The sequence below is a fragment of the Bradyrhizobium sp. USDA 4503 genome (genome assembly GCF_054055815.1).
The window spans coordinates 3,895,680-3,912,493 of record NZ_JBSRXS010000001.1 but is presented as its reverse complement, the minus strand read 5'-3'; the positions used below and the strand labels follow the sequence as shown (position 1 = coordinate 3,912,493).

Annotated in this window: 13 protein-coding genes; 7 read left to right on the top strand and 6 right to left on the bottom strand. The window is 64.7% G+C overall.

What is annotated here, in order from left to right; all coding sequences use genetic code 11:
* The first annotated feature begins 12 nt into the window (after positions 1–12).
* From ACVMIH_RS18990 to ACVMIH_RS18980, 3 genes are read left to right on the top strand one after another with little or no spacing between them, the layout of a single operon-like run.
* On the top strand, positions 13–1,167 hold the full coding sequence (locus ACVMIH_RS18990) for an alpha-D-ribose 1-methylphosphonate 5-triphosphate diphosphatase (RefSeq protein ID WP_076829001.1): 1,155 nt from the start codon (positions 13–15) through the stop codon (positions 1,165–1,167).
* On the top strand, positions 1,164–1,757 hold the full coding sequence (phnN, locus tag ACVMIH_RS18985; protein WP_253624191.1) for a phosphonate metabolism protein/1,5-bisphosphokinase (PRPP-forming) PhnN: 594 nt from the start codon (positions 1,164–1,166) through the stop codon (positions 1,755–1,757). The genes ACVMIH_RS18990 and phnN overlap by 4 nt, the downstream gene beginning before the upstream one ends.
* Positions 1,758–1,779: 22 nt before the next feature.
* Positions 1,780–2,391, top strand: a complete 612-nt coding sequence (locus ACVMIH_RS18980; RefSeq protein WP_057015434.1) for a pyridoxamine 5'-phosphate oxidase family protein — start codon at positions 1,780–1,782, stop codon at positions 2,389–2,391.
* A gap of 135 nt (positions 2,392–2,526) precedes the next feature.
* Here ACVMIH_RS18980 and ACVMIH_RS18975 read toward each other — a convergent pair whose 3' ends face one another.
* Together ACVMIH_RS18975 and ACVMIH_RS18970 are read right to left on the bottom strand one after the other, a co-directional pair.
* Positions 2,527–4,254, bottom strand: coding sequence for a SulP family inorganic anion transporter (locus ACVMIH_RS18975; protein WP_057015433.1), 1,728 nt, complete (start codon positions 4,252–4,254; stop codon positions 2,527–2,529).
* 69 nt (positions 4,255–4,323) lie between these two features.
* Complete coding sequence (locus tag ACVMIH_RS18970; protein WP_028339538.1) at positions 4,324–4,923, bottom strand: TetR/AcrR family transcriptional regulator; 600 nt, start codon at positions 4,921–4,923, stop codon at positions 4,324–4,326.
* Positions 4,924–5,128: 205 nt separating this feature from the next.
* On the opposite strand from ACVMIH_RS18970, the gene ACVMIH_RS18965 reads away from it, so the two are divergent.
* Together ACVMIH_RS18965 and ACVMIH_RS18960 are read left to right on the top strand one after the other, a co-directional pair.
* On the top strand, positions 5,129–6,373 hold the full coding sequence (locus tag ACVMIH_RS18965) for an efflux RND transporter periplasmic adaptor subunit (protein WP_456862940.1): 1,245 nt from the start codon (positions 5,129–5,131) through the stop codon (positions 6,371–6,373).
* A 23-nt stretch (positions 6,374–6,396) separates the two neighbouring features.
* On the top strand, positions 6,397–9,579 hold the full coding sequence (locus ACVMIH_RS18960; protein WP_057015430.1) for an efflux RND transporter permease subunit: 3,183 nt from the start codon (positions 6,397–6,399) through the stop codon (positions 9,577–9,579).
* A 137-nt stretch (positions 9,580–9,716) separates the two neighbouring features.
* Here the strand turns inward: ACVMIH_RS18960 and ACVMIH_RS18955 are convergent, their stop codons facing one another.
* The 4 genes from ACVMIH_RS18955 to ACVMIH_RS18940 all read right to left on the bottom strand — a co-directional run bounded on the left by ACVMIH_RS18955 (position 9,717) and on the right by ACVMIH_RS18940 (position 12,506).
* Positions 9,717–9,935, bottom strand: a complete 219-nt coding sequence (locus ACVMIH_RS18955) for a hypothetical protein (protein WP_057015429.1) — start codon at positions 9,933–9,935, stop codon at positions 9,717–9,719.
* Between the two features lie 216 nt (positions 9,936–10,151).
* Complete coding sequence (locus ACVMIH_RS18950; RefSeq protein WP_057015428.1) at positions 10,152–10,952, bottom strand: SDR family NAD(P)-dependent oxidoreductase; 801 nt, start codon at positions 10,950–10,952, stop codon at positions 10,152–10,154.
* 1 nt (position 10,953) lies between these two features.
* The gene (locus ACVMIH_RS18945) at positions 10,954–11,508 is read right to left on the bottom strand and encodes a carboxymuconolactone decarboxylase family protein (RefSeq protein ID WP_456862937.1); all 555 of its coding nucleotides are present in this window, start codon (positions 11,506–11,508) and stop codon (positions 10,954–10,956) included.
* Between the two features lie 47 nt (positions 11,509–11,555).
* A complete protein-coding gene (locus tag ACVMIH_RS18940; protein WP_456862935.1) occupies positions 11,556–12,506 on the bottom strand; it encodes a hypothetical protein in 951 nt (316 codons plus the stop codon).
* Between the two features lie 216 nt (positions 12,507–12,722).
* On the opposite strand from ACVMIH_RS18940, the gene ACVMIH_RS18935 reads away from it, so the two are divergent.
* Complete coding sequence (locus tag ACVMIH_RS18935) at positions 12,723–16,196, top strand: indolepyruvate ferredoxin oxidoreductase family protein (protein WP_456862933.1); 3,474 nt, start codon at positions 12,723–12,725, stop codon at positions 16,194–16,196.
* Positions 16,197–16,321: 125 nt separating this feature from the next.
* Positions 16,322–16,753: a hypothetical protein gene (locus tag ACVMIH_RS18930; protein WP_200844543.1), complete on the top strand. Its 432-nt coding sequence runs from the start codon at positions 16,322–16,324 to the stop codon at positions 16,751–16,753.
* Positions 16,754–16,814 lie beyond the last annotated feature (61 nt).

The window sequence follows — 16,814 nt, the reverse complement described above, 5'->3', positions numbered from 1 at the left end:
GGACCGTTTGAAATGACCGCCAAGCAAGACACCATCATCGGCAACGCCCGGCTGGTCCTCGCCGATCGCGTGATCGAGCAGGGCTGGGTCGCGATTGCTGATGGCAAGATCGCCGAGTTCGACGAGGGCAGGGCGCCCGAGGCCGCCGAGGATGCCGGCGGCGATCTCCTGATGCCCGGGCTGATCGAGCTGCACACCGACCATCTCGAGATGCACTATGTGCCGCGGCCGAAGGTGTTCTGGAATCCGGTCGCGGCCGTGATCTCCTATGACGGGCAGCTCGCGACCTCAGGCATCACCACGGTGCTGGATTCGCTGCGGGTCTGGCGCGAGGACGGCGCCGAGGATGTCGACGGCCGCGCCGGCGTGCTGGCGGCGGCGATCGCGGCGGCGCGCGAGGAGAATCTGCTGCGCGCCGATCACTTCCTACATCTGCGCTGCGAGGTCCCGATGCCGGACGTGGTCGCCGAGGCCAAGGAGCTGATCGACCGGCCGGACGTGCGGCTGATGTCGCTGATGGACCACACGCCGGGCCAGCGCCAGTTCCGCGACGAGGTCAAGCTGCGCGACTACTATCGCGGCAAGGGCGGCGGCATGACCGACGCCCAGCTCGACGTGCTGTTCGCACGGCGCTTCGCCTATCAGAAGGAATATGCGGTGGCGAACACCCGCGCGATCGTCGCGCTGGCGCATGAATACCGGATCCCGCTGGCGAGCCATGACGACACCACGGATGAGAACGTGGTCGACGCCGTCAACGACAAGGTCGCGGTGGCAGAGTTCCCGACCACGATGGAAGCCGCGCGAGGCTTGCACGCCGCCGGCATCGACATCCTGATGGGCGCGCCGAATGTGGTGCGCGGCGGCTCGCACTCCGGCAACATCGCGGCCGTCGATCTCGCCAATGAGGGCATGCTCGATATCCTGTCGTCGGACTACATCCCGTCCAGCCTTTTGATGGCGGCGCTGCAGCTGCCGCGGCATGTGCCGGCGATCGATCTCGCTTCCGCCGTGCGCACCGTGACCAAGACGCCGGCCGAAGCGGTCGGGCTCACCGACCGCGGCGAGATTGCGGTCGGCCGGCGCGCCGACCTGATCCGCGTGCACGTTGCGCGCGATCTGCCTGTCGTGCGCAGCGTCTGGCGCGAGGGAGGGAGGGTCGCATGACCGATGCATCCGTCGTCGCCGATCGGCGCGCCGGAATCGGTCCCGGCCGGCTGATCCTGGTGGTCGGCCCGAGCGGCGCCGGCAAGGATACGCTGCTGGGGTTCGCCAAGGCGGCCTGTGGCGATGATCGCGATGTCGTGTTTCCGCGCCGGCTGATCACCCGCCAGGCCTCGGCGTCGGAGGACAATGAGGAGGTCAGCGCGGAGAGCTTCCAGCGCGCGGTAGCCGCCGGCGACTACGCCATGCACTGGGAAGCGCACGGCCATCGCTACGCGCTGTCGCGGTCGATCAACGACGATATCGGCGCCGGGCGCACCGTGATCGCGAACGTCTCGCGCACCGTGATCGCCGCGGCGCGCCGCAACTATGCCAATGCTGTCGTGGTGCTGGTCACGGCGCCGCCGGATGTGCTGGCCGCGCGGCTCGCGATGCGGGCGCGCAGCAGCGACGGCCTTCTCGAGCGGCGGCTGGCCCGCACCGTCGACGAGAGCACGTCGACGCCCGATTTCACCATCGTCAATTCCGGCACCGCCGACTATCATGCGCGACAGCTTGTCCGCATCATCAAGGGCGAACGCTGGGACGACTAGCAACCATAGGAGAACGGCACGAATGTCGGTGATCGAAACGGTCGAGCAGCTTGAGGCGATCTACGGCTTCCCGAACGACGCGTCGACCGTGAAGGTCGCCGATCACGTGACGCCGCTCTATCGTGTGCTCATCGAGAAGTCGCCGTTCGTGTCGCTTGCGACCGCAGGTCCCGAAGGGCTCGATTGCTCGCCGCGCGGCGACCTGCCGGGCTTCGTGCGCATCCATGATGCGAAGACGCTGATGATGCCGGATCGCCGCGGCAACAATCGCTGCGATTCGCTGCGCAACATCGTTCGCGATCCCCGCGTCGGCTTGCTGTTCCTGATTCCCGGTTCGGGCAGCACGCTGCGCGTCAACGGCCGCGCCTATGTCACGGCCGAGCCGGAGCTTCTCGCCTCCTTCATGATGGAAGGCAAGGCACCGCGCACGGTGATCGTGATGCATGTGGAGGAGATCTATTTCCAGTGTGCGCGCGCGATCGTGCGCTCCGATCTCTGGAATCCGGACAAGCGGGTCGATCCGAAGGTCTTGCCGACGCCGGGCCAGATCCTCGCCGAGATGAGCGAGCACACGGTCGGCGGCGAAAAATACGATCGGGAATGGCCGGAGCGCGCGCGACAGACGATGTGGTGATGCGCCCGGACGGCTGGGAAGCATGATCCGGAAAAGTGCGAAGCGGTTTTCCCTGCGACAAACGCGAAGCGTTTGCGCGGAGATCATGCTCAAACAAAAGCGCTATAGCGCGCTGACGATTGAACCCATCGCGCTTTAGGCCTCGGCGGCGCGGTCTTCCCAGTCCTCCCAGGTCACGTCAGCATTGATCTCGAGGTAGCGCGCAACGGCGACGCCGATGGTCGGGAAGAAGTTGTTTTCGCCAAGTTGCGCCAGCAGGCCGAATTTCTTCAGCTTGTCCTTGACGGGATCCTTGAGCTCGGCAAAGCACAGCTCGATCTTCTGTGCATGCAATGCCTCGTCGAGCTCGGCGAGAATGTCGCCGGCGGTCACGTCCACGCTGGTGACCGGCTCGGCCGTGACCACCAGCCAGCGCACCGGCGTCGGGGATTTCGCCACGGCATCCAGCGCGCGTTCCTTGAAGAACTCGGCATTGGCAAAGAACAGCGGCGCATCCCACCGGAACAGCACCAAGCCGGGGATCTGGCGCGCGTCCGGGTATCGCGTGATGTCGTGATAGCCCTTCACGCCGGAGGCGCGGCCCAGCACGGCGGAATGCGGCCGCCAGCCGTCCCACAGGAATTCGACGATCGCGAGCACGATGGCGAGGCCTATTCCGGGGATCACGCCCAGCACGGCCACGCCGACAAAGCAGACCATCGATAGCCAAAACTCCCACTGCTGAATGCGGTAGATTCGCCTGAGGTCGCCGATCTCAAACAGGCCGAGCGCAGCGGCGATGACGACGGCCGCCAATGCTGCGTTGGGCAAGTGCTGCAGCAAATTCGGCGCTATCAGCAGCAGGAAGGCGATGGCCAGCGCGCCGATGACGCTGGTCAATTGCGTGCGCGCTCCGGCAGCTTCCGCAACGGGCGTTCGCGATCCGCTGCTGCTGATCGGAAAACCCTGAAAGAAGCCGGCCGCCAGATTGGCCGCGCCGAGCCCCACCATCTCCTGGTTGGGATCAACGCGATCGCCCAATCGTCCTGCATAGGCGCGCGACAGGACGCTGGTATCGGCGAACGACACCAGCGCGACGGCGCAGCCGCCGATCAGCACCTGCACGATGTCGCCATAGCCGATCCGGGGAATGGCAAATCCCGGCAAGCCCTGGGGAAGCGAACCCAGGACCGTCACGCCGAAGCGGGCCCCGAGATCGAGAACCCCGGTGACGACCGTCGCGGCGACGACGGCAATGAGAATGCCGGGCAACCGCTTGTTCCGGGCTAGCAGCAGGATCACCGCCAGCGTCGCAAGGCCGATCCCGAGGGTCGCCCAATTCGTCTTTCCGTCGACGATTGCTCCGATGACCGCCCAGAGGCTGCGCAGAGGTCCATCGCCTTCAATGGAAAAGCCGAACAGCTTTGGCAGCTGGCTGATCAGCACGGTCAGGGCAATGCCGTTCATGTAGCCGTAGCGGATCGGCTTGGAGAGAAGCTCGGTCAGGAATCCCAGCCGCGCGATACCCGCGACGATGCATATCGTCCCGGAGACGACCGCCATCATGGCGGCCAGGGTTGCCGCACGCATCGGATCGCCGCCAGACAGCGGAGCGACGACGCCGAGGATGATGGCCGCAAGCGCCGAGTCCGGCCCAAGGACAAGGATGCGGCTCGGCCCGAACAGCGCGTACACGAGCAGCGGGATGATCGTCGCATAGAGCCCGTAGATGCCGGGCAGGCCGGACGCCTCCGCATAGGCGATGCCGACCGGGACCAGCATGGTCGCGAGCACCAGCCCGGCGACGATGTCGTGTGGGAGCCACGCCGCTTGATATCGACGCAGCGTGGTGAGACCCGGCAGCCAGCCGGTCCAATGCTTCATCGCCGGTCACTCCCAACGTCGTTGGGGCCGCAGGCGCTTGACGTGAACCGCTCTACCCCTTCAACCGCTTTAACCCTTCGCCTGCTCATCAAACGCCTTCAGCGACACCGCTGCAATCTCGCGCAGCGCGTTGCGGTCGGCGCCCGAGGAAGCCATCACGCACATGCCTGATGTCACCGCGGAGAGATAGCGGGCAAGGGTGGCCGGATCGGCGCTTTCGCCCAGGTCGCGTTCGGCCTTCGCGCGGACAAAACGCTCGTGCAATTGGTCCTCCGTTCGGGTGCGGCGCGCTGCCAGTTCAAATGGAACATTCTCCGAGCCGGTGCCGCAGGCAAGGCCGCCCTGGACCAGCAGGCAGCCGGGCGGGTTGGCGGGATCGGTCTGGGCGTCCGCGTGCTCCATCAGAAATCGTTCGGCCACCTCTCGGGCGGTGGCGGCGCCCAAAACCTTTTCCATCCAGGCGTCGCGCTTCTCGGTGTAGCGGTCGAGCGCGGCCTTCAGCAGACCCTCCTTGCTGCCAAAGGCGGCGTAGAGGCTCGGCGGATTGATATTCATCGCCTCGGTGAGCTGCGCGATCGTCGCGCCCTCGTAACCATGGCGCCAGAACACATCCATGGCCTGGTCCAAAGCGGCGTCCGCGTCGAAAGCGCGGGGGCGTCCCATTCCCATTTTTTGTTGCTCCGTAAGCCGGGTGCCGTTTCTATGACGGATTGTCCCTGGCTTATCCTCTTGTTGCACGTGATGTTTTTCCGCGACTTCCCATTTCCCCATGAATGAGATAAGAAATTCATAGTGCTTGATACATAAGTATCTTGCGAACCGGCGTCCAGCTCCACATCTGTATCGAACACTACAGATATCTGGGAGCGCGTGAATGCCCTCGTCAATCCAAAATCCCCGTTCCGGCCGCTTCCGACGTGTCGTCGGCGGTATCGTGATCCTTGGCGCCGTCGCGGTGGCCGGTTCGATCGCGACCGGCCACTATTTTCATGCCGCACAGGCGACCGCGACTGCCGCGGCTCCCGAGCCGGCGGTCCCGGTCACCGTTGCCGTGATCCAGCCGCGGCCGACCACGCTGTTCGATGACTTCTCGGGCCGGCTCGAAGCCGTCGACCGGGTTCAGCTCCGGCCGCGGGTGGCGGGCGCGATCCTTTCGACCAACTTCACCGAGGGCGCGCTGGTGAAGTCCGGCGACATCCTGTTCAAGATCGACCCCGCGCCCTACGCCGCCGAGGTCGATCGCGCCCAGGCGCAGCTCGAGGCCGCCAAGGCCCGCGTCGTGTTCACCACGAGCGAAGTCGAGCGCGGCGCGCAGCTGGTTGGCAACAACATCGTGACCAGGCGCGATTTCGACCAGCGCGACAATGCCAATCGCGAGGCAGTCGCCAACGTCAAGGCCGCCGAGGCCGCGCTGCAGACGGCCAAACTCAATCTCGACTACACCGAGGTGCGGGCGCCGGTCGACGGCCGGGTCGGCAGGATCGAGGTCACCGTCGGCAATCTCGTCGCCGCCGGCACCTCGTCACCGGTCCTGACCTCGCTGGTCTCGGTCAATCCGATCTATGCGAGCTTCGATGCCGACGAGGAAGTGGTGCTGCGCGCGTTGAACTCGATCGCGGACGCCTCCGGCAAGCGCGGCAATCTCGACCAGATTCCGGTCGACATGGTGACGTCGGGCGGCCTCAGCGCCAAGGGGCACATCCAGCTGATCGACAACCAGGTCAACGGGCAGAGCGGCACTATCCGCGTCCGCGCCGTGTTCAAGAACGATGATGGGCGATTGATCCCGGGGCAATTCGCCCGTGTGCGCATGGGCCAGCCCAAGCAGCAGACGCTGGTGCTGATCGACGAGCGCGCCGTCGGCACCGACCAGGACAAGAAGTTCGTCATGCTGGTCGGCGACGACAGCCGCGCGGTCTATCGCTCCATCACGCTTGGCGGCTCGGTCGATGGCCTGCGGATCGTCTCCGCCGGCCTGAAATCCGGCGACCGCATCGTCGTCAACGGCCTGCAGCGCGTGCGTCCCGGCGCACTCCTGAAGATGGAAGTCGCCGAGATGGGCGCGCGCGGCATGCAGCAGGCATCCACTGAAACCAACCAGCACGTCGTGCAGCGCTAGGCGCTGCACGCGGGGGCGGAGCCATGAATCTCTCAAAATTCTTCATCGACCGGCCGATCTTCGCCGGCGTGCTTTCGATCCTGATCTTCCTGGCCGGGCTGATCTCGCTGCTGGCGATGCCGATCTCGGAATATCCCGACGTGGTGCCGCCGTCGGTCGTGGTGCGCGCGACCTATCCCGGCGCCAATCCGAAGGTGATCGCCGAGACGGTCGCGACCCCGATCGAGGAGCAGATCAACGGCGTCGAAGGCATGCTCTACATGTCGAGCCAGGCGACCACCGACGGCGCGATGACGCTGACGGTGACGTTCCGGCTCGGCACCGACCCCGACAAGGCGACCCAACTGGTGCAGAATCGCGTGCAGCAGGCCGAGCCGCGCCTGCCGGCTGTGGTGCGCCAGCTCGGCATCATCACCAAGAAGAGCTCGCCCGACCTCACCATGGTCGTGCATCTGCTGTCGCCGAACAACCGCTATGACATGACGTATCTGCGCAACTACGCGGTACTCAACGTCAAGGACCGGCTGGCGCGGATCGACGGCGTCGGCGACGTCCAGCTCTATGGCGCCGGCGACTATTCGATGCGGGTCTGGGTCGATCCGCAGAAAGCCGCCGAGCATTCGCTGACCGCGAGCGACGTCGTACGCGCGATCCAGGCCCAGAACGTCGAGGCTGCCGCCGGCGTGGTCGGCTCCTCGCCCAGCGTCAAGGGCATCGACCTCCAGCTCTCCGTCAACGCCGAGGGACGGCTCTCGACCGAGGAGCAGTTCGGCGACATCGTGGTGAAGACAGGTTCGGCTGGCGAGGTGGTGCGGCTGCGCGACGTCGCGCGGGTCGAGCTCGGCGCCTCCGAATACGGCCTGCGCTCGCTGCTTGACAACAAGCAGGCGGTCGCGATCCCGATCTTCCAGGCGCCGGGGTCGAATGCGCTGGAGATCTCCGACCATGTCCGCGCCACGATGGCCGAGATCAAGAAGAACATGCCGGAAGGCGTATCCTACCAGATCGTCTACGATCCGACGCAATTCGTGCGTTCGTCGATCGAGGCTGTCATCCATACGCTGCTCGAGGCGATCGCGCTTGTCGTGCTGGTGGTGATCCTGTTCCTGCAGACCTGGCGTGCCTCGATCATTCCGCTGATCGCGGTCCCGGTGTCGATCGTCGGCACCTTCGCGGTGATGCATGTGTTCGGCTTCTCAATCAACGCGCTCAGCCTGTTCGGCCTGGTGCTGGCGATCGGCATCGTGGTCGACGATGCCATCGTCGTGGTGGAGAACGTCGAGCGCAACATCGAATCCGGCCTGTCGCCGCGCGATGCCACCAACCAGGCGATGCGCGAAGTGTCCGGCCCGATCATCGCGATCGCGCTGGTCCTGATCGCGGTGTTCGTGCCGCTCGCCTTCATCTCCGGCCTCACCGGACAGTTCTACAAGCAGTTCGCGCTGACGATTGCGATCTCGACCGTGATATCAGCGATCAATTCGTTGACGCTGTCGCCGGCGCTGTCGGCTCTGCTGCTGAAGGGACATCACGAGCCGAAGGACTGGCTGACCCGGATCATGGAAAGGTCGCTTGGCTGGTTCTTCCGCGGCTTCAACAAGGTCTTCACCAAGTCCTCCGAGAACTACGGCCGCACCGTCACCAAGGTGATCTACGGCAAGGCCGTGGTGATCGGCCTCTATGTGCTGCTGATCGGCCTGACCGGCGTTCTGTTCAAGCAGGTGCCGAGCGGATTCGTGCCGGGCCAGGACAAGCAGTATCTGGTCGGCTTTGCCCGCCTGCCCGATGGCGCGACGCTCGACCGCACCGAGGAAGTGATCCGCAAGATGAGCGACATCGCGCTGACCCAGCCCGGCGTCGAAAGCTCGGTGGCGTTCCCCGGCCTGTCGATCTCCGGCTTCACCAACTCCTCCAACGCCGGCATCGTGTTCTCGACCTTGAAGCCGTTCGACGAGCGCAAGGATCCCTCGCTCAGCGGTCCGGCGATCGCGGCGGCGCTCAACAAGAAATATGCCGGCATCCAGGACGCCTTCATCGCCATGTTCCCGCCGCCGCCGGTCAACGGCCTCGGCACCATCGGCGGCTTCAAGCTGCAGATCGAGGACCGCGCCGGCCTCGGCTATGAAGCGCTGAACGACGCGACCAAGGCGTTCATGGCGGCGATGCAGAAGGCGCCGGAGATTGCCGGCGTGTTCTCGAGCTTCCAGGTCAACGTGCCGCAGCTGTTCGCCGATATCGACCGTACCAAGGCGTTGCAACTCGGCGTGCCCGTCACGGAGGTCTTCAACACGCTGCAGATCTATCTCGGCTCCTACTATGTGAACGACTTCAACAAATTCGGCCGCACCTACTCGGTCTATGTGCAGGCCGACGCGCCGTTCCGCGCGCGTGCCGACGACATCAGGCAGTTGAAGGTGCGCTCGTCGTCGGGCGACATGGTGCCGCTGTCGGCGTTGCTGAAGGTCCGCCAGAGCGCGGGTCCGGAACGCGCGATCCGCTACAACGGCTTCCTGTCGTCGGACATCAACGCGGCTGCCGCGCCGGGCTATTCCTCCGGCCAGGCCCAGGAGGCGGCGACGCGGATCGCGGCCGAAGTGCTGCCGCCCGGATTCGCTTTCGAATGGACCGACCTGACCTATCAGGAGTTCATCGCCGGCAACTCCGGAATCTGGGTGTTTCCGCTGGCGATCCTCCTGGTGTTCCTGGTGCTCGCCGCGCTCTATGAGAGCCTGGCGCTGCCGCTCTCGATCATCATGATCGTGCCGATGGGGCTCTTGGCCGCGATGTTCGGGGTCTGGCTGTCGAAGGGCGACAACAACGTCTTCACCCAGATCGGCCTGATCGTGCTGGTCGGATTGTCGGCCAAGAACGCCATCCTGATCGTCGAATTCGCGCGCGAGCTCGAATTCGCCGGGCGGTCACCGATCCGTGCCGCGATTGAGGCGAGTCGCTTAAGGCTGCGACCGATCCTGATGACGTCGATGGCCTTCATCATGGGCGTGCTGCCGCTGGTGCTGTCGACCGGCGCGGGCTCGGAGATGCGGCGCGCGATGGGCGTTGCGGTGTTCTCCGGCATGATCGGCGTCACGGTGTTCGGCCTGTTCCTGACGCCGGTGTTCTACGTGCTGCTGCGCAGCCTCACCGGGATGAAGCCGCTGACGCAGCACGGCGAGACGACCATCCCTGGAAAAGCACACGCGGCATGATGCCGCGTGTGCAGAGCGTTTTCGAGCGAAGTGGATACCGGTTCGCGTGAAGAAAACGCGGCAAGACAAAAAAACGAGAGCTTCAGCTTTGATTCAATCAAAACTGAAGCTCTCGTTCGTGTCAGCTTCGAACGGAATCAGGCTGCGATATCGAGCAGCAATTGTGACGAACCGCGGACCAGCACCTTGCGGCCCGCGGGCGTCAGTTCAAACGAATCGCCGCGCACCGCAACATAGCCGAGCGTGATCAGGCTCTCGACGGCAAACCGGTTCAGCCGGGTAGGGTTTGCTGCGGGAGCCCGCAGCGCTTTCAGCGCATCCCATTGATCGGGTCTGAGTTCGAATTCTTCGCTCATCGGTCCAGGCACTCCAGAAGTTCTTGGCGTGCGAGATACAGAGCGCAGATGAATTTCGTGCGACCACAACGAGTCAGGATTTCGATTTATGTGGACGCGTCGTCACATCGCCGTGTCATTGGAATACTTCAATTTTTTCGAATCAATGCGGCGCAATAACGCGTGATTTCGTCACAGTGATTAATCCCAAATTGTCACACAGGTTAATCGTCTCGATTAACCGCGCCGCACACTTGCGCCGCCATCGACCGGCAACGTGACGCCGGTCACGAAGTTTGCTTCATCGGAGGCGAGAAACAGCGCGGCATTGGCGACGTCCCAGCCGGTGCCCATCTTGTGACGCAGCGGCACCTTGCTGTCGCGCTCGGCCTCGACCTCGGCGCGGCTCTTCTTGAATTCGCGGGCGCGGGTGTCCACCGCCATCGGCGTGTTCATCAATCCCGGCAGGATCACGTTTGCGCGAATGCCATATTGCGCATTCTGGTAGGCGAGCTGTTCGGTGAAGGCGATCATCGCCGACTTGGTCGCCTTGTAGGCGACGTAGGGATAGGTCGTGATCGCGGCCATCGACGAGATGTTGATGATCGAGCCGCGCTGCTGCGCGCGCATGATCGGGATCACATGCTTGGCGGCGAGGATGCAGCTCTTCAGATTGATCGCCACGCAGCGGTCGAACGCCTCCTCGGTGATATCAAGCAGTTCGGCATCGCCGCCAGAGAGGCTGACGCCGACATTGTTGTGCAGGATGTCGACACTGCCCCAGCGGCCATGTGCGTCCGCCACCATCGCCTTGATGTCAGCATTTTTGGTGACGTCGGCCTTGAAGGCGACTGAAGTCCCGCCCTTGGCCGCGATCAGGTCGACCGTCTCCTGCGCCGAAGCCAGATTGTAATCGACGCACAGCACCCTGGCGCCTTCGCGCGCGAAGGTCAGCGCGGTGGCGCGGCCGTTGCCGATACCCTCGCCGGGGCTTTGGCCTGCACCGACGACGATGGCGACGCGATCTTGCAGGCGCATCTCACTTCACTCCCTGTAGCGGGTACTGCTGCAGTACCTCCTTGTAGTAAGGTTCGTTGTCGATCTGCATGGTGGCGAGCACCCGCACCACGGCGCAGTAGAACGCGATCGTCAGCACGAGGTCAGTCATGTGCTCGTCGGAGAGATGTTGCTTGATCTCGGCGAAGGTCGCATCCGACATCGCGAGCTCGTGGACCATCTCGCGAGCGCCCTTGAGGATCGCTTTCGCCAGCGGCTCGAGCTTCGACGGCTTGCCACTGGTCTCCGCGATCAGGCCCTTTATATCCTCGTTGGTGACGCCAAACTCCTTGCCGATCTTCACATGGTGGGTGAATTCGTATTCCGACTGCTCGAGCCAGCCGACCTGCAGGATCGCGAGTTCGCGTAAGCGCGGATCGAGCTTGCTCTTGAAGCGGATATAGCCGCCGACGCCGTTGAAGGCGCGCGCCATGTCCGGCGAGTTCACCAGCAGCTTGTGCAGATTGGTGTTGCGCTTGAGCATGTCACGATATTCGGGGGCGACCTGATCGGCTTCGAGATAGGGCAGGCGGGCCATTGTTGTTGTCCTTGTTTCGGCGGCTTGCGGAAGAGGCGGCTGTTGTTTCAGCCGTAGAGGGCTTTGTGCTCGCTGGCGTAGTTGGCGTAGGAGTCCTTCATGCTGGCGCCGTTGAGCAGCATCGTTGCGACCACGGCGTTGTCGGCATCGAACACGGTCGAGCGCACCCACATGCTCTCGGTGCGCTTGCTGCCGGAAAGCGCCACGACCTCGCGCTCGACCCAATAGGTCTCGCCGGGGAAGAGCGGCCCGCGCAGAAGACGAATCTCCTGGTCGGCGAACAGCCCGACGGCGGGGCCGCGGACCGGCAGCCGGTCCTCGCGCGCGCGGTACTGGAACAGCACGCTCAGCATCTCCATCGGGATGATGGCGCGGCCCCAGGGATTGTGCTCCAGCGAATAATAATCCGAAGGCTCGGTGATCACCTTGAGCTTTTCGGCCAGCGAAAACGGATAGAGATCGCCCATGTTCTGGTCGAAATCCATCTTGATCGCCTGCCGCGGCGTCTTCATGCCGACCTTGATGTCGGCGAGGATGACGGGATCGGTCAGCGGCTTCAATTCGCCGAGCCGGCGGCTGAGCGCCGTCTCGTTGCCGTCGCCATCGATCGAGGCGGTGCCGCGCAGGATCTCGGTGCCGTCACGCTTGACCATCCCGATCGTGCAAACGGTCTGGCCCGGCTTCGGCTTCTCGACCTGGGCCTGCACCTCTTCGCCTTCGAACACCGGGTTGCGGTAATGCGCGGATAGGCAGCCAGTGATGAACCAGGCGCGGCCCCAGATCCGCTCGCACAGCGGCGCGAACTGGCTGAAATGGGTCGGTCCCTCGATCGTGCCGCCGCGAAAGCCGAGCTTCTGCGCGGTTGCATCGTCGTGAATCGAGGCGTGGGAGTCGTAGGTCTGGGCCTGCAGCATCTGCTTCGGGCTGCGCCAGGGACCCACCAGCAGATTGCCGTTCTCCACGATTTCCGTCGTGAATGCGGATTCGACTGTAATCATCCTTGGTCTCCCTTTGCGCGCCACCGTTTCAAAGATGCCGGGGTTCGGCAAGGCCTTGCAGAACGGCAAGGCCTCGCTTGGGCAACATGAGATATGTGCTGCGGCCATGGAACGGGGCTGTTCATGCATAACAAAATCAGTGCATGCTGATGCATGATCATTTCGGAAGATAATCAGACCGGTCCGGACCGGCGTGGCTGACTGACGGGGAAACTGATGGCGTTGATGGAAGTTGGACTGGACGACAAGTACCGGTTGGATACGAAACGAATCTTCCTCTCCGGTACCCAGGCGCTGGTCCGATTGCCCATGTTGCAGCGCGAACGCGACCGCGCGCAGGGGCTGAACACCGCCGGTTTCATCTCCGGTTACCGCGGCTCGCCGCTCGGCATGTACGACCACGCGCTGTGGCGGGCGAAATCCTTCCTCAGGGAACATGACATCGCCTTCGTCCCCGGCCTCAACGAGGATCTGGCGGCGACCGCGGTGTGGGGCAGCCAGCAGGTCGGCATGTTCCCCGGCGCCAAGGTCGATGGCGTGTTCGGCATCTGGTACGGCAAGGGCCCAGGCGTCGACCGCTCGCTCGATGCGCTCAAGCACGCCAATTCCGCCGGCACCTCGCCGAACGGCGGCGTGATCGCGCTGGCCGGCGACGACCATGGCTGCCAATCCTCCACCCTGGCGCATCAGAGCGAGCAGGTGTTCGCCTCGGCGCTGATGCCGGTGGTCAATCCGGCGACGCTGCAGGATTATCTCGACCTCGGCATCCTCGGCTTCGCGCTGTCGCGCTATTCCGGCTGCTGGGTCGGCTTCAAGGCGATCTCCGAGACGGTGGAAAGCTCGGCCTCGATCGTCAGCGATCCCGATCGCATCAAGATCATCATGCCCGACGATTTCGAGATGCCGCCGGACGGGCTCTCGATCCGCTGGCCGGATCCGCCGCTCGAAGCCGAGCGCAGGTTGCACGGGCCCAAGATGGAGGCGGTCGCGGCCTTCGCCCGCGTCAACCGCTTCGATCGCATCGTGCTGGATTCGAAGCCGGCGCGGCTCGGCATCATGGCGACCGGCAAGGCCTATCTCGATCTGCGCCAGGCGCTCGCCGATCTCGGCATCACCGATGCCGATGCGCAGGCGCTCGGGCTGCGCATCTACAAGGTGGCACTGACCTGGCCGCTCGAAGCGCGCGGCGCGCGCGCCTTCGCCGAGGGCCTGCAGGATGTGCTGGTCGTCGAGGAGAAGCGCGGCTTCATCGAGGACCAGCTGGTCCGCATCCTCTACAACATGGACGCCTCCAAGCGTCCCTCGGTGGCCGGCAAGCGCGACGAGAGCGGCGCTCCCTTGCTGCCGAGCGAGGGCGAGCTGACGCCGACCATGGTCGCCGCCGCCGTGGTGGCGCGGCTGCGCCGGCTCGGTCACCGCAGCCCGCTGCTGGAGCAGCGTTTGGCAAAACTCGAGGCGTTCGATCGCCCCGCCGAGGGCACGGGCACCGCGAAGCTGCAGCGCACGCCGTATTTCTGCTCGGGCTGCCCACACAACTCGTCGACCAAGATCCCCGAGGGCAGCCGCGCCATGGCTGGCATCGGCTGCCACGGCATGGCGCTGTCGGTGCCGAACCGCAACACCCAGACCATCTCGCATATGGGCGCGGAGGGCGTGAGCTGGATCGGGCAGGCGCCGTTCACCAGCGAACAGCATGTGTTCCAGAACCTCGGCGACGGCACCTACACCCATTCCGGCTTGCTGGCGCTGCGCGCAGCGGCCGCGGCCGGCGTCAACATCACCTACAAGATCCTCTACAACGATGCGGTTGCGATGACCGGCGGCCAGCCGGCCGAGGGCGGCTTTACGGTGTCGCAGATCGCACACCAGGTCTGGGCGGAGGGCACCAAGCGGCTCGCGATCGTCTCCGACGATCCAGACAAATATCCCGCCAATTATTTCCCGGCCGGCGCTACCATTCATCATCGCCGCGAGCTCGATGCCGTGCAGCGCATCCTGCGCGAGATCGAGGGCCTCACCGTCCTGATCTACGACCAGACCTGCGCCGCCGAGAAGCGCCGTCGCCGCAAGCGCGGGCTGTTCCCCGATCCGGCCAAGCGCGTCTTCATCAATGAGCGCGTCTGCGAGGGTTGCGGCGACTGCTCGGTGGCGTCGAACTGCGTCTCGGTGCAGCCGCTGGAGACCGAACTCGGCCGCAAGCGCCGTATCGACCAGTCGAACTGCAACAAGGATTTCTCCTGCATCGAGGGCTTTTGCCCGAGCTTTGTGATGGTGCAGGACCCCAAGCTGCGCAAGGCGGACCGCGCTGCCGCCGAACCCAAGGCGTTGTTCGCCGACTTGCCGACGCCGCCTGTGGCCGCGTTGAGCAATCCCTACAACATCCTGATCACCGGCATCGGCGGCACCGGTGTGATCACCATCGGCGCGCTGCTCGGCATGGCCGCGCATGTCGAGGGGCTCGCCTGTTCGACGCTCGACTTCACCGGCCTGTCGCAGAAGAACGGCGCCGTGATGAGCCATGTCCGGCTCGCGCCCGCCTCCGACATGCTGACCACGGTGCGCATCGCACCGGGCAATGCCAACCTGATCCTCGGCTGCGACCTCGTCGTCGCCACCAGCGTGCCGGCGCTGAGCCGCGCCGAGCGCGGCGTCACCCGCGCCGTGGTCAACGCCGATCTCTTGCCGACCGCGAGCTTCGTGATCGATCCCGATATCGACTTCGAAGCCAGCTCGATGCGCGATGCGCTAAACGGCGCGGTGACGCCTGGCGACCTCGATATCCTCGATGCCACCGGGCTTGCCACCGCGCTGATGGGCGACAGCATCGCCACCAACGCCTTCATGCTCGGTTTTGCCTTTCAGCGCGGCGCGATCCCGCTGTCGCTGGAAGCGATCCTGAAGGCGATCGAGCTCAACGGCGCCGCCATCGAGATGAACAAGACCGCGTTCTCGTGGGGCCGGCTCGCCGCGCATGATCTGCAACGCGTGGTCAGCGCCGCACGCTTCAAGAGCGCCGGCGCCGCGCCGGCCAAGAAGACGCTTGATGAGGCGATCGCGTTCCGCGCCAAATTCCTCACCGACTATCAGGACGCGGCCTACGCCAGGCGCTATCTCGACGATGTAGCGCGCGTCCGCACCGCCGAGGCGGCGGCCGCGCCGGGCTCGCAGGACCTGACGGAGGCCTTCGCAAAGGGCCTGTTCAAGCTGATGGCCTACAAGGATGAATACGAAGTCGCGCGGCTCTATTCCGACGGCGAGTTCAGCAAGGCCTTGAGGGAACAATTCCAAGGCAAGTCCGGCTTGAAGGTCTTGCTGGCGCCGCCGCTGCTGGCCCAGCGCGATCCCGTCACCGGGCGGCTGCAGAAGCGTGAATTCGGTCCGTGGATCTTCACGGCGTTCGGCATGCTTGCAAGGCTGAAGGGCCTGCGCGGCACCGCCTTCGACATCTTCGGCTATACCGCCGAGCGCAAGATGGAGCGCGCATTGCCGGTCGAGTATTCGGCGATGATCCTGCGTCACCTCGACGGCAAGAAGCCGCTCGACTTGCCGCGCCTCGTGGCGCTGGCGAAGGCTGCGGAGCTCGTGCGTGGTTATGGCCACATCAAGGAGGGCAACGTCGCCCGCTACCGCACCGAATGCGCTCGGCTGGAGCGCGCGATCAGCCAGCCGCTGGCGCAGGCGGCGGAGTAAGGCCGGGGAACTTTCCACAGCCGCCCTGGTTGACCGGCAACCCTGCCTGCAAGCGGTGGCTGGATTCGTACGCCCGAGCCCCTACATGATGGCTGTCTGTTCGAGTGATTTCAGGAGGCCGTTTGATGGTCCTGAAAAACGCTTTTGTTGCAACCGTTTGTACCGCGTGCCTGGCTTTGGGCGGCGTGGCGTTGGCTGACGAGTATCGCCCCAGCGAGTTCTTCAGCCTCGATCTTTCACGCGCAGTGTTGTCGCCGAAGCCGCTTGGCCCGCCGGCGCAGTTCGAGCCCGTTCCGGTCGAGGCGAAGACCGACCATGGCCCCGATCAGCATGCGAATGTCGAGCCGCAGGTCGAGGAGCCGAAAGTCGCGCCGAAGAAAGCCGTGCGGACCACCAGGGTGACCGCGCCGCACGAGAAGAAGCGCGCGGAAGCGCGCGTGCCCGCCCGTGCCAAGCTCGCGCGCCGCCACTCGAACCCGCTCGATGCGGAGGCCCGTGACACACGGATCCAGACCTGGCCGTGCCGCACCGGCGGCATCTGCAACTGGCATCGGTGAGGCGGCGCTCTCGCGCCTCTGCTTTCTCGAAGTGCGTCAATCCTTGACCCGTCATCCTGAG

What these genes read in the sequence shown, in the direction of transcription:
- ACVMIH_RS18990 (WP_076829001.1), top strand. Translation starts at nt 13, where the DNA reads ATGACCGCCAAGCAAGACACCATCATCGGCAACGCCCGGCTGGTCCTC.
- phnN (WP_253624191.1), top strand. Translation starts at nt 1,164, where the DNA reads ATGACCGATGCATCCGTCGTCGCCGATCGGCGCGCCGGAATCGGTCCC.
- ACVMIH_RS18980 (WP_057015434.1), top strand. Translation starts at nt 1,780, where the DNA reads ATGTCGGTGATCGAAACGGTCGAGCAGCTTGAGGCGATCTACGGCTTC.
- ACVMIH_RS18975 (WP_057015433.1), bottom strand. Translation starts at nt 4,254, where the DNA reads ATGAAGCATTGGACCGGCTGGCTGCCGGGTCTCACCACGCTGCGTCGA.
- ACVMIH_RS18970 (WP_028339538.1), bottom strand. Translation starts at nt 4,923, where the DNA reads ATGGGAATGGGACGCCCCCGCGCTTTCGACGCGGACGCCGCTTTGGAC.
- ACVMIH_RS18965 (WP_456862940.1), top strand. Translation starts at nt 5,129, where the DNA reads ATGCCCTCGTCAATCCAAAATCCCCGTTCCGGCCGCTTCCGACGTGTC.
- ACVMIH_RS18960 (WP_057015430.1), top strand. Translation starts at nt 6,397, where the DNA reads ATGAATCTCTCAAAATTCTTCATCGACCGGCCGATCTTCGCCGGCGTG.
- ACVMIH_RS18955 (WP_057015429.1), bottom strand. Translation starts at nt 9,935, where the DNA reads ATGAGCGAAGAATTCGAACTCAGACCCGATCAATGGGATGCGCTGAAA.
- ACVMIH_RS18950 (WP_057015428.1), bottom strand. Translation starts at nt 10,952, where the DNA reads ATGCGCCTGCAAGATCGCGTCGCCATCGTCGTCGGTGCAGGCCAAAGC.
- ACVMIH_RS18945 (WP_456862937.1), bottom strand. Translation starts at nt 11,508, where the DNA reads ATGGCCCGCCTGCCCTATCTCGAAGCCGATCAGGTCGCCCCCGAATAT.
- ACVMIH_RS18940 (WP_456862935.1), bottom strand. Translation starts at nt 12,506, where the DNA reads ATGATTACAGTCGAATCCGCATTCACGACGGAAATCGTGGAGAACGGC.
- ACVMIH_RS18935 (WP_456862933.1), top strand. Translation starts at nt 12,723, where the DNA reads ATGGCGTTGATGGAAGTTGGACTGGACGACAAGTACCGGTTGGATACG.
- ACVMIH_RS18930 (WP_200844543.1), top strand. Translation starts at nt 16,322, where the DNA reads ATGGTCCTGAAAAACGCTTTTGTTGCAACCGTTTGTACCGCGTGCCTG.